Origin of the sequence: Amycolatopsis acididurans (genome assembly GCF_012328925.1) — a bacterium.
GTDB classification, from domain to species: domain Bacteria; phylum Actinomycetota; class Actinomycetes; order Mycobacteriales; family Pseudonocardiaceae; genus Amycolatopsis_E; species Amycolatopsis_E acididurans.
In genome coordinates, this window is sequence record NZ_JAAXLS010000035.1 from 22,240 (window position 1) to 36,410 (window position 14,171).

Here is a 14,171-nt window from a genome sequence, read left to right on the forward strand (position 1 = left end):
CGCCTGTGACCAGATCGAATGCGAAGATCCCGGGTATGGCCGCGCTTTCGGAGATCATCGCCGTACTCCAGGACGCCTATCCGCCCTCGCTCGCCGAGAGCTGGGACGCGGTCGGGCTGGTCTGCGGCGATCCGATCGAGGAGGTGCGCCGGGTGCTGGTGTGCGTCGACCCGGTCGAGGCGACCGTGGCCGAGGCGGACGAACTCGGCGCGCAGCTGATCGTGGCGCACCATCCGTTGCTGCTGCGGGGTGTGCACGGGGTGCCTGCCGACACCACCAAGGGCGGGCTCGTGCACCGCATGATCCGCAGCGGAATCGCGCTGTACTGCGCGCACACCAACGCCGACTCCGCCAGTCCCGGCGTCTCCGACGCGCTCGCCGCGGCCATCGGCCTGCGCGTGCTGCGCCCGCTCAACCCGAACGCCGACGGCGTGACCGGCATCGGCCGGATCGGTGAGCTGGCCGAGCCCGAGCCGTTTTCCGTCTTCGTGCAGCGGGTCGCCGACGCGCTGCCGCACACCGAGCCCGGCGTGTTCGGCGGCGGCGACCCGGACCGTCTCATTAGGACGGTCGCGGTCTCGGGCGGTGCGGGCGACAGTTACCTCGCGACGGCGGCCGAGGCCGGGGTCGACGCGTACGTCACCGCCGACCTGCGCCACCACCCGGCGGGCGAGCATCTCGAAGGGGGTGGGCCTGCGCTGGTCGGGCTGACTCACTGGGCCAGTGAGTGGCCGTGGTGCGAGCAAGCCTCGGGGATTGTCCGGGACGCCTTTGCGGGTAACGTCGACACTCACGTGTCCACGCGCCGGACGGACCCGTGGACGATCCGAGCTTCGAGGGAGCACATCCAGTGAAGGCAGACCCCGCCGTCCAGCGTCAGCTGCTCGACCTCGCCAAGGTGGACGCCGAACTCTCCCGCGTCGCGCATCGCCGTCGGACCATGCCCGAGCTCGCCGAGATCGACGAGGCCGAGAAGACCGTGCGCAAGCACCGGGACACGCTGGTGTCGTCGCAGACCGCGATCTCCGACCTCGACCGGGAGATCGCGCGGCAGGAGAAGGAGATCGAGTCGGTGCGGGCGCGCGAGGAGCGCGACCGCAAGCTGCTCGATTCCGGCACCGTGTCGGCCAAGCAGATGAACGACGTGCAGCACGAACTGGAGACGCTCGCCCGGCGGCAGTCCGCGTTGGAGGACGATCTGCTGGAGCTGATGGAGCGGCGCGAGGCGCTGGAGATGGACGGCCAGCGCACCGGGGCCGAGGTGGACAAGGCCGAGCAGGATCTCGCCGACGCCACCCGCCGGCGCGACGAGAACGTCAAGGACCTCGACACCACACAGGCTCGCCGTGAGGAGGACCGGGGCAAGCTCACGCCACGGTTCCCGGAGAACCTGCTGGCGCTGTACGAGCGGGTGCGGGAGCAAAAGGGCATCGGCGCCGCGCTGCTGCGGGCGCGCCGGTGCGGTGCGTGCCAGCTGGAACTGGACCGCAGCTCGATCTCGGAGATCAAAAGCGCGGCCGACGACGAGGTCGTGCGCTGCGACAACTGTGGCGCGATCCTGGTGCGCACGCTGGAGTCCGGCCTGTGAGGGTGATCGTCGAGGCCGACGGCGGTTCGCGGGGCAATCCCGGTCCGGCCGGTTACGGCGCGGTGGTGCGGGACGCCGACAGCGGCGCCGTGCTGACCGAGCGGCAGGCCGGGCTGGGCGTGGCGACCAACAACGTCGCGGAGTACACGGGGCTGATCGCCGGGCTGGCGGCCGCGGCGGAGCTCGGCGCGTCCACTGTGGACGTCCGGATGGACTCGAAGCTGGTCGTCGAGCAGATGTCCGGGCGCTGGAAAGTCAAGCACGACGCGTTGCGGGCGCTGGCCGAGCAGGCGCGGGGTCTGGTCGCGCGGTTCGAGCGGGTCGGGTTCGAATGGATCCCGCGTGCCGAGAACTCGCATGCCGACCGGCTCGCGAACGAGGCCATGGACACCCAGGCCGGGATCGCACCGGCGCCGACGAGTTCGCCCGCGCGGTGGACGGGCGCGCGCGGGAAGCCGACGCGCCTGCTGTTGTTGCGGCACGGACAGACCGAGATGTCGATCGACCGCCGGTACTCGGGCCGGGGCGACGTGGTGCTGACCGAGCACGGACGTCAGCAGGCGGCGGCCGCGGCGAAGCGGCTCGCCGGGATGCCCGAGGTGGTCAAAGCCGGGGAGGCGGTGCGGATCATCGCGTCGCCGCTCATGCGGGCGAAGCAGACGGCGCAGGCGGTGGCCGACGCGGTCGGCGGGCGCGTGGAGACGCACCAGGGCTTGCTGGAGACGGACTTCGGTGAGTGGGAAGGCCTGACGTTCGCCGAAGCCGCCGAACGCGATCCGGAGTTGCACGGCAGCTGGATCCGGGACACGACGGTGGCGCCGCCGGGCGGGGAAAGCTTCGAGTCCGTGCACCGGCGCGTGACGGCGTTCCGGGACGAGATGCTCGAACACCATGCGGGCGAGACGGTCGTCGTGGTCAGCCACGTCACGCCGATCAAGTCCATCCTGCGCCTGGCACTGGACGCCGGTCCGTCGCTGCTGTTCCGCCTGCACCTGGACCTGGCGTCGCTGTCGCTGGCCGAGTTCTACCCCGACGGCAACGCCTCGGTGAGACTGGCGAACGACACCTGCCACCTGACGTAGCCCGCTACAGCGACAGCCACAGCGCCGCCGTCGCCGCCCCCAACGTCAGCGGCGTGGTGAGCATCCCCAGCCGGAAGAAATCCCGCGCGCTGGGCCGGGTCGGCAGCGTGCGGCGCCACAGCAGCGTCGCCAGCGAGCCGTGGTAGGTGGCGTTCGGGCCGAGGTTCACGCCCAGCAACACCGCCAGCACCAGACCGGCCGCGGGGTGCGGGCCGAGTGCGGCGAGCAGCAACAGGGTCGCGGGCAGGTTGTTCACCACGTTCGCCAGCACCGCCGCGATCACCGCCGTCAGCAGCAACTCCGCGAGCCCGGTGCCCTCCGGAAGCATCGCGCCCAGCAGGTTCGGCGGCACCAGTTCCACCAGCCACGCCAGCACGAACACCGCCAGGCACAGCACCGGATTCGCCGCGAGCACCAGGTCCCGCACGCGCACCAGCCGCCGCGCCAGCGCCGGTGCGGCGAGCACGACGGCGGCCGCCGCGGCGACCCACGCCGGCGCGAGCCGCAGCAGCGGCGCGACCCCGAAGCCTGCCAGCGTCAGCGCGACCACGACGAGTGCGAACACCGGCGCGGGCTCGACATCGGCCTCCTCCTCGCCGTGCCCCTCGAGATCCTCCGCGAAGAAGCGCACGAACACGCCCAACTCGAGGGCGATCGTGACCAGCCACGGCAGGGCCATCAGCTTCGTGAACGCCCCGAAGGTCAGTCCCGAGGCGGAGAACGCCAGCAGATTGGTCAGGTTCGACACCGGCAGCAGCGTCGACGCCGAGTTGGCCAGATGCGCGCACGCGAAGACATGGGGCCGCGGCGTGAGTTTCAGGCGCCGCGCCGTCGCGTGAACCACCGGCGTCAGCAGCACGACCGTCGCGTCGAGGCTGAGCACCGCGGTGGTGCCCGCCGCGGCCGCGAAGGTCAGCACCAGCAGCCGCCGCGGCCTGCCGTGGCACGCGGCCGCGAGCTTGGCGCCCAGCCACGTGAACACCCCGTACACGCCGGCCAGGTGTGCCACCACGAGTACCGCCGCGAGAAACCCCAGTGTCGGCGGTACCTCGTGCACGCCGTAAGGCTAAGGCGCTGGTCAGGCCCGGCTTCCCACGGGTGTGACGGCGCCGCGCCGCACGTGGAGGGGCGACGCCGTGCACGCCGTGAGGACGGCTACGCTAGGTGCGCGGACGAGGTGGCCGGGCGGCCGCGAGGGGCTGGCCCCTTCGAGGAAAGTCCGGACTCCACAGGGCAGGGTGGTTGCTAACCGCAACCCGGGGTGACCCGCGGGAAAGTGCCACAGAAAACAGACCGCCCCGGTCACGAGCCGGGGTAAGGGTGAAACGGTGGTGTAAGAGACCACCAGCGTCCCGGGTGACCGGGACGGCTCGGTAAACCCCACCCGGAGCAAGGTCAAGAGGACGCCCCCGGGCGTCTGCGCAGGCGTTCGAGGGCTGCCCGCCCGAGCCTGCGGGTAGGCCGCTCGAGCCTGCCGGCAACGGCAGGCCTAGATGGATGGCCGCCGCCCGCCGCGCCGCGAGGCGCCAGGGCACAGGATCCGGCTTACAGGCCAGCTCGTCCGCCCCCTTCAATCCACCGGAATCGTGTGGAAAAGTGACGGGCGTGTATGACGACGACGCCCGCACGATCGCCCTCCGGTGCCATCGGGCACTCGACCCGCTGCACTCGACGCTGTACTTCGCTCCCGAGGCCGACGAGCGCTACGCCGCCGCCGGACTGCGGCCGGGCCGGATGACCTACTTCGCCAGCCGCTCGGCGCCGATGGGCAAACCGGGCGCGGGCACCGTCGCCGCGACGTTCTACAACTTCAACCCGGCGCTGGTCGCCAAGCACATCCCGCGCGCGTGGACGCTGGCCGAGCCGGAGCAGATCATCGACGCCCGCTTCGCGCTCGCCGACGTCGTGCTCCGCCGCCTGCTCGGCGACGCCGCGTCCTCGCCCGCGGTGGCCGAGGCCGCCGAACTGGCACGCGAGGCGACCGAGGGCTGCACGGCCGAGGGCCGTCCGCTCTACGCCGGGCACGCCGAGCTGGAGTGGCCGAAGGAGCCGCACCTCGTGCTGTGGCACGCCATCACGCTGCTGCGCGAGTTCCGGGGCGACGGGCACATCGGCGCGCTCGTCGCGAACGGTGTCGGCGGGCTGGCCGCGCTGATCACGCACACCGCCACCGGCAAGGGCTTCCTGCCCGCCTCGGCCAAGGCCACGCGAGGCTGGTCGGACGAGGAGTGGGACGCCGAGACGGCCGAGCTGCGCGACGCGGGCATCCTCGACGCCGACGGCGGGCTGACCGAGGACGGGCAGCGGCTGCGCGACCGGGTGGAGGGCCAGACCAATACCGCGGCGGCCGGGCCGTGGCGGCGGCTCGGCGCCGAGAAAGCGAACCGGCTCCGCGATCTCGGCCGTGAGCTGAGCCGGACAGTAGTCGCCGCGGGCGCGTATCCGGACGGCGTCTTCGCCTCACCGAGAGCATGAATGTCACCCAAAGTGTTCGCTTTGGGGATGGCTTCATGCGGGGTGTGACCAAAACTGCTCGGTCAGGTGATCGACATCGAAGTCCCACCTGTCACAGGCGGGTAGAACGCTTGCCCCCGAACGGGTCATGCCACACTATCCCGGCCGGTACAGAGCGGTGGTACTACCAACCCAGCGTGAGCGAATCGCTGGCTGGGGCGTGAGTTCGCGCTCAAACTACGAAATACGGGTGGACGGGGTTAATCCTGAGCGGCCTTGCAACGATGATGGAGGGCGACGAGTTCAGGGAGAGTGGCCGTACCGTGCCTGGTGAAGATGAGTTACTTTCGACGGAGAGCAGCTCAGTTGTCACACCTAGTGACACAATGAACTAGCCAGACCGGACAAAGCTCCAGCCCCGTGGGCCCGACCGGCGTGACCCACCCCGACCACACTCCTCGCACCCGGGAGTACGCGATGACCATGATGACGCTTGTGAGCCACCTGGCGCAGGGCGAGATCAAGACCCGAGGCGTCCAGCAGTGGATGCTCGACAACATCATCCCGCTGGTACTGCTGGCCGTCGCGTTGCTGCTGCTCTGGCTGGGCGGCGGCAAGGGCGACAACGCCGGCGTCATGCGCCGCCTCGCGGGCGTCGTGATCGCGCTGGCGATCATCGGCCTCGCCGTGTCCGGCCTGGGCGTCAACGTCGGCGAATGGATCGCCGGCCTGTTCACCGGATAAGTGAAACCTCGTGCGCATTCGTACCGATGACGAGGTCTACCGGGTCGATGCGGTCTGGCTCGGCCCGCCCAAGGCGACCTTTCCCTGGCGTGCCAGGTATGTCGCATGGGGCGTGGGCATCGCGGTCTTCCTGATCGTGCTCACCGTGGAGCGGCAGCTCGGCGTCGGCTTCGGGTTCTTCTCGACGGCGTGGGCTTTCGTCGCCACGATCCTGATCACCCGGTTGATCACTCGAAAGATCAGCCACGAGCGCCCGCTCGGTGCGGTATTCACGATGTGGTTGCGTGAACTGCACGCGCCGCGGGAGGACAGCCGAGGTAGCGGCGGTGCGGTCAGCGCCACCAAGCTCCGGGTCCGCTCGGAGCGGCCCTTGCCAAGGAACAAACGAGCACGCCGGAGCCGGCCCCCGGCCCCGGCGAGGAGGTAGCCGTTGTTCGGTCGCCGGAAGGACCAAGAGCAGGACGCGCGCGATGCCACCGAGTGGCAGTCGCGTAACGGTCGTGCCCAGGCGAAGCCGAAACAGGGCAACCGGCGGTTGCCGGGGGAGCAGGCCATCCCGTCCTACACCCCGTCCATCGCCGCCCGCAGCATCGACGGCCACCTGCTGCGCACCAGTCACGAGGTCTACGCGTGGTACCGGCTCGCCCCGCAGCGCTGGTCGTTCCGGTCGGACTCCCAGCGGCGCGATCTGATCGCCGCGATCGCGGGCCAGTACGCCGAACTGCAGGGCCGCTGGCTGCACCTGCGGGTCACCACGCGCCCGTATCCCATCCGGATGTGGGCCGAGGCGCATGTGCACAACGCGGTCGGCCGCCCGCCGGACACCGCGGGCGCGCTGTCCTTCGACGACTACCTGATCGGTGAGCAGCAGCAGCTCATGGGCCGCTCGATGGCCGAGAAGGAGGTCTACATCGGGGTCCAGGTGCAGACCCGCCGGATGGTCGACCGTGCGGTGGAAAGCGCCGCACCGCTGCTGCGCAAGATCCTGCCCGAGGCCGTGGACGCGGAGCTGACCGCGCTGGACTCCGAGGTCGAGCACCTCGACCAGGTGATCGGCTCGTCCGGGCTGGAGGGCCGCCCGGTGCACGCCGACGAGATGTCCTGGCTGATGCACCGTTCCTGCTCGCTCGGCCTGCCCGCGCCGCGCAACATGCCCGCCGTGCCCGGCTCGGAATGGGAGCCCGAGGACCTGGCGAGCTTCACCGACGCCGCGGACTTCCACGCCGAGCCGTACGCGCCCACGCTCAGCGTGCGCGGCCGGACCGGGTCCAACGCCGGTGTGCGGCGGCACGTCGCGGTGCTCACCGTCGGCCAGATGCACGGACTGCAGATCCCCGAGGTCGACGACCCGTGGGTGCAGCACGCCGACCGGCTGCCGGCCTCCGTGGAATGGTCCGCGCGGATCTACGTGCGGCGGCCGGAGGAGGTCGCCGGAGAGCTGCAGCGCCAGATGAACAAGGTGCGCTCCCAGGTCAAGCACTACACCGACGAGCACGAGCTGGAGCCGCCGCAATCGCTTGCGCGGCAGGCGTCGCGGGTGCTCGAGATCGACGACGAGATGACCTCGGGCTTCACCGCTCTGGCCACGCGGGTCCGTTCGTGGTGGCGGCTGGCCGTGTCCGGCCCCAACGAGCGCGACGCGCTGCGCCTGGCCCAGCAGCTGCTGGACCTGTACAAGCCGAAGGTCGCCATCGAGCATCCCGAGGCGCAGTACGCGATGGCGCGCGAGTTCATCCCCGGCGAGCCGCTGGCCTCCTCGGCGTACATGCGCCGCGGCTCGGTGGTCTGGGCCGCGGCGGCCGTGCCCACCGCGACCGCGGAGGTCGGCGACCGGCGCGGCATCCTGCTCGGCGAGACGGTCACCGCCACCCGGCGGCCCGTCGCGTGGGACCCGTGGATGGCGCAGGAGATCCGCGACGGATCCGGTCTGACCGCGATGGTCGCCGGACTGGGTGGCGGCAAGTCGTTCCTCGGCGGCGGCATCGTCTACAAGACGCTGCGGTCCGGGGCGCACTGGACGCTGCTCGACCCGTCGGGCCCGCTGTCGCGGCTGTGCGAACTGCCGGAGATCAAGCCGTACGCGCGGCCGATCAACCTGCTCAACGCCCAGCCGGGCATCTTGAATCCGTACCGCGTGGTCGCCGAGCCGCTGCTCGAGCACTTCATGGACGAGGAGAACCCGGAGCGGGCGTGGCGCCGCGAGCGGGCGCTGGCCGGGGCCACCCGACGCCGTCTCGTGCTCGACGTGCTGACCGGGATCCTGCCCTACGAGGTCGCGCGGATGCCGCAGAGCCGGATCGTGCTGCTGCGCGCCGTCCGCGCCGTCGGTGGCCGCTACGACGCCGATCCCGGGCAGGTGATCGACGCGCTGCGCCGGGACGCCTCCGAGCACCACGAGCACGCGATCGTCGTCGCGGACTTCCTCGACGAGATGCGCGAGCGCATGTCGCTGCTCATCCCGGAGACCGACGCCGACCCGTACTCGGAGACCCGCGACGACCGCCTCACCGTGCTGACCATGGCCGGGCTGACGCTGCCGAAGGACGGCGTCGGCCGCGAGCACTGGACCGACGCCGAGGCGCTCGGTGTCGAGATGCTGAACCTGGCGGCGTGGCTGACCCAGCGCTCGGTGTACGAGAAGCCGAAGGACCTGCGCAAGGGCGTCTGGATCGACGAGGCGTTCTTCCTGTCCGAGGTGCCGACCGGTCGCGTGCTGATGAACCGGTTCGCGCGTGACTCGCGTAAGTGGAACGTCCGGGTGCTGCTGTCGTCCCAGATCCCGGCGGACTTCTTGAAGATCCAGGGTTTCGTCGCGCTGCTCGACTCGGTGTTCGTCGGACGGCTCGACGACGACGAGGCGCAGGCCGACGCGCTGCGGCTGCTGAAGGTGCCGGTGGGTGTCGGCTACGAGCAGGTCATCGCCGCGCTCGGGCGCAGGCCGGGGGCGCATCGCGACGCGGAGCGCGACCGCGAGCCGCGCCAGTTCGTCTTCGGTGACGGTGCCGGTGGCGTCGAACGGATCCGCGTGGACTTCTCCGGTCCGCACCTGGAGCACCTGCGCGCGGCGATGGACACCACGCCGGGTTCGAAGGACGCGCTGCCCGCCGACAACCGTGCCGCGCGGGAAGCCACGGAGAGCGACAAGCAGTACGTGCCCGAGCCACCTCCGGAGGACGACGAGCTGCAACAGGACCTGGACCTGGCGGCCGAGCGGGAGATGGGCTTGACCGAGGAGCAGCTGCTCGCCGGGGACGGCGAGCACGCGACGGGAGAGCCCGCGACGGCGGGCAAACGCGGCGGTCACGGCCGGGACGCGGCATGACCCCGGATCACTCACAGCCCGGCGCGCTCGTGGAGGCCGGGGCATGACCGTCGTGACTCTGCTCTGCGTGTTCGCCTGCGCCGCCGTGTGGCACGGCCTGAAACGGTTCGTGCGCAACGGGGGGTTCAAGAACAAGAGGCCGGGCCGCGCCGCGACGATGACCATGGTCGCGCTGCTGCTGGCACTCCAGACCGCGATCACCGCCCCGGCAGCGTCCGCGGCCGCCTGCGGTGACGCGCCGAACCCGGAGCAGCCCGGTGCGGGCATGGTCGGCGCGATCGACCCGGCACAGGGGCAGGGCGAGGTCGGCAGCCCGTACATGAACTACGGCTACGCCGGCATGGTCTGGGACGTCTACCAGACCGACTGCAGCCCGCTGTCCGCCGTGTCGAACCCGAACACGACGATCGACACCTGGGCGGGCAACGAGCTGTTCAACGTGGCCAAGAACATCGTGGGCGCGACGAACTCGCTGCACTACACCGTCATGCAGGGCGGGCTGCTCAACCCGATCTACAACGCGGTCAAGAGCGGCGCGGAGAAGGTCTACAACAACATCTACGCCCAGCTGTTCGGCCTCGCGGCCCTGCTGCTGGCGATCCTGATGTTCCGCAACATCTGGCGTGGCGATCTCGCCGCCGTGAGCAAACGCGGCCTGTACGCCCTCGCGGCGGTCTGGCTCGCCGCGTCCTCGCTGGCGATGCTGCGCTACCTGGATCCGATAGACAACGCGATCGTGCAGACCACGACGAACATCCAGGCCGGATTCGTCGAGGACACCCAGGATCGCGTGGTGCGGCACATCCTGCCGACCGATCTGCACAACCAGGTCGTGTACCGGAGCTGGCTGCGCGGCGAGTTCGGGTCACCGGATTCGTCCCAGGCGCAGCAGTACGGGCGCCCGCTGCTGGACGCGCAGGCGTTCACCTGGGAACAGCAACGCAACGGCGACGACGCCAACCAGGCCGTCGTGGACGGGAAGAAGGCGTCCTACAAGCAGATCGCCACGCAGCTCGGGCCCGCGACCGGCTACTTCACCGGTGAGGACGGCAGCCGGACCGGTGCCGGATTCCTGGCCTTCCTGCAGAGCCTGGTCTACGCGCTGTTCCAGTTGCTGGCCAAGGCATCGGTGCTGCTGGCGCAGGTGCTGATCCGGCTGTTCGCGCTCACCGCGCCGCTCATCGGCCTGGTCGCGCTGGTGCATCACGACATCCTGCGCAGGGTGGCGAAGGTGCTCGGCGGCGTGGCGTTCAACCTGATGGTCCTCGCGGTGCTCGCGGGTGTGCACGCGTTGCTGCTGCAGGCGATCTTCGCGGCGGGCAACTCGTTGTCGATGCTGACGCAGATGGTGATGGCGGGTCTGGTGACGGTCCTGCTGTTCCTCGTCGGGCGGCCGGTGCGGCGACTGTGGCAGATGGTCGAGATGTCGGTCGGCATGGTCGGCACCTCGATCCCGGCCCCGAGCGGCGGCATCTTCTCCCGGTTCCGCCGCACGGAGACCGGCCCGACGCCGCAGGACGAGTTCTGGCAGAACGTGCGCGACGGCGACGACAGCGATCTGGAGACGCGCGGCCCGATCGGTGCCACCGCCGGTGGCGGCCGGTACCGCCCGGAGGCGACGATCTTCGCGAACGCGCAGCGGCTCGACGGCGCCGGTTCGATGGCCGCGCGCCCGGCGGCCGCGTGGTCCGGCGCGCCGTGGCCCGGTGGCGGCGCGGCCCTGCCCGGCAGCGGATCCCGCCGCCGTGGGCTGCCCGCCGGTGGCGGCCCGGGGATCATGCCGGAATATCTGCCCTCCAGCGGGGACCCGGACGGCGACTACGTGTACTCGGCCCCGCCGGGAACGACCCGTCGCGCGGACGCGTCGTGGCTTCCGCCGCAGCCGCAGAGCCGTCGCGTCGACACCTCGCCGGTGTACGACCGCGACTGGGAGCAGCACGAACCGGTCGTGGTGCCGTCCAGGATGCCGTCGGCGCGGATGCCTGCCAGGGCGCAGAGCAGGCCGCAGCCGAGGCGCGCGGAGCGGGAACTGATCGGCGGCAGGCCGGTGCACGTGCTGTACCGGCCGTCCCGGGGGATCGAGGTGCGCGACGAACCGCGCGACACGGATTCCGTCGTGCGGTGAGGTGAGAGATGCCGATCAGGACCAACCGCGGGCGCGCCGCGGTCTATCGCAGGCTGTGGGGATTCCCGTTGCGGTCCCCGCGCCATCTCGTGGCGACCGGGATCGTGGTCGCAGTGCTGATCACCGCGATCGGCATCGTGGTGCCGCATTTCCTCGGCAACAAGGGAACCAGCCAGGGTCCCTCGCCGGTGCAGATCCGGGACCCGGCCGCGACGCGGCAGTCCAGCAGCGCGCCCTCGCCCGCGCCGATGTCCACCCGGCTCACCGCGCCGCTGCTGCAGCCGACCTCGGCGGCGCCCAACCCCGACGCGCTCAACACCGCCAAGGCCTGGGCGCAGGCCTGGGTCACCCACCCGGCCGGGATGACCAACGCGCAGTGGCTGAACGGGCTGCGGCCCTACACCACCGAGGAATTCCTGCCACAGATGTCCACTGTGGACCCTGCGAACATCCCCGCGACGCGGCTCACCGGCGAACCGGTGGCCACCGCGTCCTACACCAGTTCCGTGCAGGCGCTCGTACCCACCGACGGCCCCAAGCTCACCATCACCGTGTCGCAGACATCCGCCGGATGGCGTGTGTCCGGATACGACCAGGCGAGCTGACGCATGCGGCTGGGATTGCTGATCGGGGTCGTGGTGACCGCGCTTTTCGCGGCGATCGCGACCACGACGGTCGTCGTCAAGGTCGTCACCGATCAGCAGCAGGCCGCGCAGGCGCAGGGGTACAGCAACGTCAGCTGTGACGCCGCGGTCGGCCCGACCACGCCGGGCCAGCAGCAGACCGCGCAGGGGCAGGCCGCGAACCTCGCTCCCGAGTCGAAGCAGATCGTGCAGATGATCGTGCAGATCGGCAAGCAGCGGAACCTTTCCCCGCGCGCCTGGCAGGTCGCGATCCAGGCGGGCATGACGGAATCGGGGCTGCGCAACCTCAGCTACGGTGACCGCGACTCGCTCGGCATCTTCCAGATGCGGCCGTCGATGGGGTGGGGCACGGTTCAGCAGTTGCAGGACATTTCCTATCAGATCAACAAGTTCTACGACGTGCTGCTGTCCGTGCCGGGCTGGGACACGCAGCGGCCGGGCTCCTCGGCGCAGGACGTCGAGCGTTCGGCGTTCCCGGATCGCTACCACAAATGGGAGCCGATGGCCGCCTACCTGGTGCAGAACGTCGGCCAGGTGACCAACGTGAGCACCTGCGGCCAGAGCGTCGGGCTGGCGCTGCCCGCGAACCAGGCGGCGGCCAAGGCGATCGCGTTCGCCTTGGGAGAGCAGGGAAAGCCCTACGTGTGGGGCGCCACCGGGCCGGACTCCTACGACTGCTCCGGGCTGATGCTGCGGGCCTACCAGGCCGCCGGGATCACCCTCGACCGGGTCTCGGCCGACCAGTACCACGACGGGGCGATGCTGCGGGTGCGGGACGCGCAGCCCGGTGATCTGCTGTTCTGGGCCTACGATCCGTCCAATCCCAACACGATTCACCACGTCGCGATGTACCTTGGCAACGGGAAAATCGTGGAGGCCCAGCAGACCGGTGTGCCGGTGCACACGCGGTCGGTTTCGTTCAACGAGGCCGAGCTCGTGCCGCAGGCCGTGCGGCCGGGTGTGTGAGTGCTAAGGATCAATTGTGGCTAAGAAGTACGGGAAGCGACGCAAGTCCGGGGCAGGCGAGCCGCGCGACCTGTTCGGTGCGCCTCCGCCGCCCCGCCCCGCCGCCGCGCGTCCCGCGTCGAGCACCCCGCTGGCCGACTACCTCTCGGCGAACTGGCCGGGGGTGAGCGAGGGCTACGTCGTGCTGCCGCGCTCGCTCGCGGAGGCGATGTCGTTGCCGTGGCAGCAGCAGATGTCGGCGATGCTGGCGCAGTTCCACCAGACGCACCGCGGCCTGGACTGGCCGGTCTACCGCGTGGTGCCCTCTCGGCACGAGAATCTGGTCGATCTGGACGAGGAGCAGCTCGCCGAGGCCGGGTACATCGTCGAGATCGACACCGATGGTGAGCTCGTGTACCGGGAGCGCAGCGGCCGCAAGGTCGAGGACCCGGCGAACACGACGGTGCTGGTGTCGTGCCTGGACCCGATTCCGCCGCGCGGTTCGGCCCGGGCCGCCGAAGCCGCACAGGCCGAGCCCGACCGTCCCCGCGCCGCGCCGATGATCATCCCGCCGGCCCCGGTGTGGCGGAACACCCCGACCAGCCCTTCGCCGTCGGTGCCGCCGCTGCCGGAGACGCCCAACAAGACGGGCACGCCCGCCGCGGGGGTGCCCGCGCAGTCCGCGCCGGAGGACCCACAGGGCGCGGCGGGACAGGCACCGAGCGCTCCGGCGGGGTGGGGGCAGGCCCCGGCAGGGCCGTCGTCGCAGCCGCTGCCCGCGCAGCCACTGGGCGGGCCGTCGTCGCAGCCGCTGCCCGCGCAGGCACCGGCCGAGTCGCCGCAGGCCGAGCAGCCCGCGCAGGAGGGTGAATCGCCGCAGGCCCAGTGGGCGCCACCGCAGCCTCCGTCGGCGCAGACGCCGGTTCCCGCTGAGACACCCCCATCTCAGCCGCCCCCGCAAGAGCCGCCCGCACCGGCTCCCGAAGCGCCGCAGCCTCCGGTGGGCTGGGCTCAGGTGGCTCCCCCGAAGGCGCAGGAGCCCCGGCCCGCCTCCGACGAGGACACCCCGCCGCGCGGCCTCCGGCTGGACCGCGGCTGGTTCGACCCGCTGCCCGGCGAGGCGTCCTCCGACGAGCCGGCCGACTTCGGCCCCACGGGTGACCCGACGGAGCTGCCTTACCGCTACCGACCGTGACACAACGCGGCAGCCGGCCGCCGAGTGAAACAGCGGACCGCGAGAAGGGGGTGAGCCCGGCCAGGCTCACCC

The 14,171-nt window shown here is 71.1% G+C and carries 12 protein-coding genes and 1 other RNA gene; 12 read left to right on the forward strand and 1 reads right to left on the reverse strand.

Features of this window, described 5'->3' with window-relative positions; genetic code table 11:
- Nucleotides 1–35 precede the first annotated feature (35 nt).
- The 3 genes from HFP15_RS31315 to HFP15_RS31325 are packed head-to-tail and all read left to right on the forward strand — an operon-like array spanning nt 36 to nt 2,670.
- Entirely contained in the window at nt 36–854 is an 819-nt protein-coding gene (locus HFP15_RS31315) for a Nif3-like dinuclear metal center hexameric protein (RefSeq protein ID WP_168520390.1), read from the forward strand.
- Nucleotides 851–1,588: a zinc ribbon domain-containing protein gene (locus HFP15_RS31320; RefSeq protein ID WP_168520391.1), complete on the forward strand. Its 738-nt coding sequence runs from the start codon at nt 851–853 to the stop codon at nt 1,586–1,588. The genes HFP15_RS31315 and HFP15_RS31320 overlap by 4 nt, the downstream gene beginning before the upstream one ends.
- Before the next feature lie 2 nt (nt 1,589–1,590).
- On the forward strand, nt 1,591–2,670 hold the full coding sequence (locus HFP15_RS31325; protein WP_168520428.1) for a bifunctional RNase H/acid phosphatase: 1,080 nt from the start codon (nt 1,591–1,593) through the stop codon (nt 2,668–2,670).
- 4 nt (nt 2,671–2,674) lie between these two features.
- Here HFP15_RS31325 and HFP15_RS31330 read toward each other — a convergent pair whose 3' ends face one another.
- Nucleotides 2,675–3,727 carry an SLC13 family permease gene (locus HFP15_RS31330; protein WP_168520392.1) on the reverse strand — a complete coding sequence of 351 codons (1,053 nt, stop codon included), beginning with the start codon at nt 3,725–3,727 and terminating at the stop codon, nt 2,675–2,677.
- Between the two features lie 116 nt (nt 3,728–3,843).
- Between HFP15_RS31330 and rnpB the strand changes: the two genes are divergently transcribed.
- The 9 genes from rnpB (at nt 3,844) to HFP15_RS31375 (ending at nt 14,099) form a co-directional block, all read left to right on the forward strand.
- An RNA gene (rnpB, locus tag HFP15_RS31335) (RNase P RNA component class A) lies at nt 3,844–4,234 on the forward strand.
- A gap of 41 nt (nt 4,235–4,275) precedes the next feature.
- Nucleotides 4,276–5,145: an SCO6745 family protein gene (locus tag HFP15_RS31340; protein WP_312871842.1), complete on the forward strand. Its 870-nt coding sequence runs from the start codon at nt 4,276–4,278 to the stop codon at nt 5,143–5,145.
- 456 nt (nt 5,146–5,601) lie between these two features.
- Nucleotides 5,602–5,868, forward strand: a complete 267-nt coding sequence (locus tag HFP15_RS31345; protein ID WP_168520393.1) for a hypothetical protein — start codon at nt 5,602–5,604, stop codon at nt 5,866–5,868.
- Between the two features lie 10 nt (nt 5,869–5,878).
- On the forward strand, nt 5,879–6,295 hold the full coding sequence (locus tag HFP15_RS31350; protein WP_168520394.1) for a hypothetical protein: 417 nt from the start codon (nt 5,879–5,881) through the stop codon (nt 6,293–6,295).
- 108 nt (nt 6,296–6,403) lie between these two features.
- Nucleotides 6,404–9,190 (forward strand): ATP-binding protein, encoded by a 2,787-nt coding sequence (locus HFP15_RS31355; RefSeq protein WP_246272207.1) that lies wholly within the window; start codon nt 6,404–6,406, stop codon nt 9,188–9,190.
- 43 nt (nt 9,191–9,233) lie between these two features.
- A complete protein-coding gene (locus tag HFP15_RS31360) occupies nt 9,234–11,315 on the forward strand; it encodes a magnesium transporter (protein ID WP_168520396.1) in 2,082 nt (693 codons plus the stop codon).
- Between the two features lie 8 nt (nt 11,316–11,323).
- Nucleotides 11,324–11,920 carry a hypothetical protein gene (locus HFP15_RS31365; RefSeq protein WP_168520397.1) on the forward strand — a complete coding sequence of 199 codons (597 nt, stop codon included), beginning with the start codon at nt 11,324–11,326 and terminating at the stop codon, nt 11,918–11,920.
- A 3-nt stretch (nt 11,921–11,923) separates the two neighbouring features.
- The gene (locus tag HFP15_RS31370; RefSeq protein WP_168520398.1) at nt 11,924–12,925 is read left to right on the forward strand and encodes a C40 family peptidase; all 1,002 of its coding nucleotides are present in this window, start codon (nt 11,924–11,926) and stop codon (nt 12,923–12,925) included.
- Between the two features lie 16 nt (nt 12,926–12,941).
- The gene (locus HFP15_RS31375) at nt 12,942–14,099 is read left to right on the forward strand and encodes a hypothetical protein (RefSeq protein ID WP_168520399.1); all 1,158 of its coding nucleotides are present in this window, start codon (nt 12,942–12,944) and stop codon (nt 14,097–14,099) included.
- Nucleotides 14,100–14,171: the final 72 nt, after the last annotated feature.

Excerpts from the sequence above, each read along its gene's own strand:
- HFP15_RS31315 (WP_168520390.1), top strand. The coding sequence starts at position 36 with ATGGCCGCGCTTTCGGAGATCATCGCCGTACTCCAGGACGCCTATCCG.
- HFP15_RS31345 (WP_168520393.1), top strand. The coding sequence starts at position 5,602 with ATGACCATGATGACGCTTGTGAGCCACCTGGCGCAGGGCGAGATCAAG.
- HFP15_RS31360 (WP_168520396.1), top strand. The coding sequence starts at position 9,234 with ATGACCGTCGTGACTCTGCTCTGCGTGTTCGCCTGCGCCGCCGTGTGG.
- HFP15_RS31365 (WP_168520397.1), top strand. The coding sequence starts at position 11,324 with ATGCCGATCAGGACCAACCGCGGGCGCGCCGCGGTCTATCGCAGGCTG.
- HFP15_RS31370 (WP_168520398.1), top strand. The coding sequence starts at position 11,924 with ATGCGGCTGGGATTGCTGATCGGGGTCGTGGTGACCGCGCTTTTCGCG.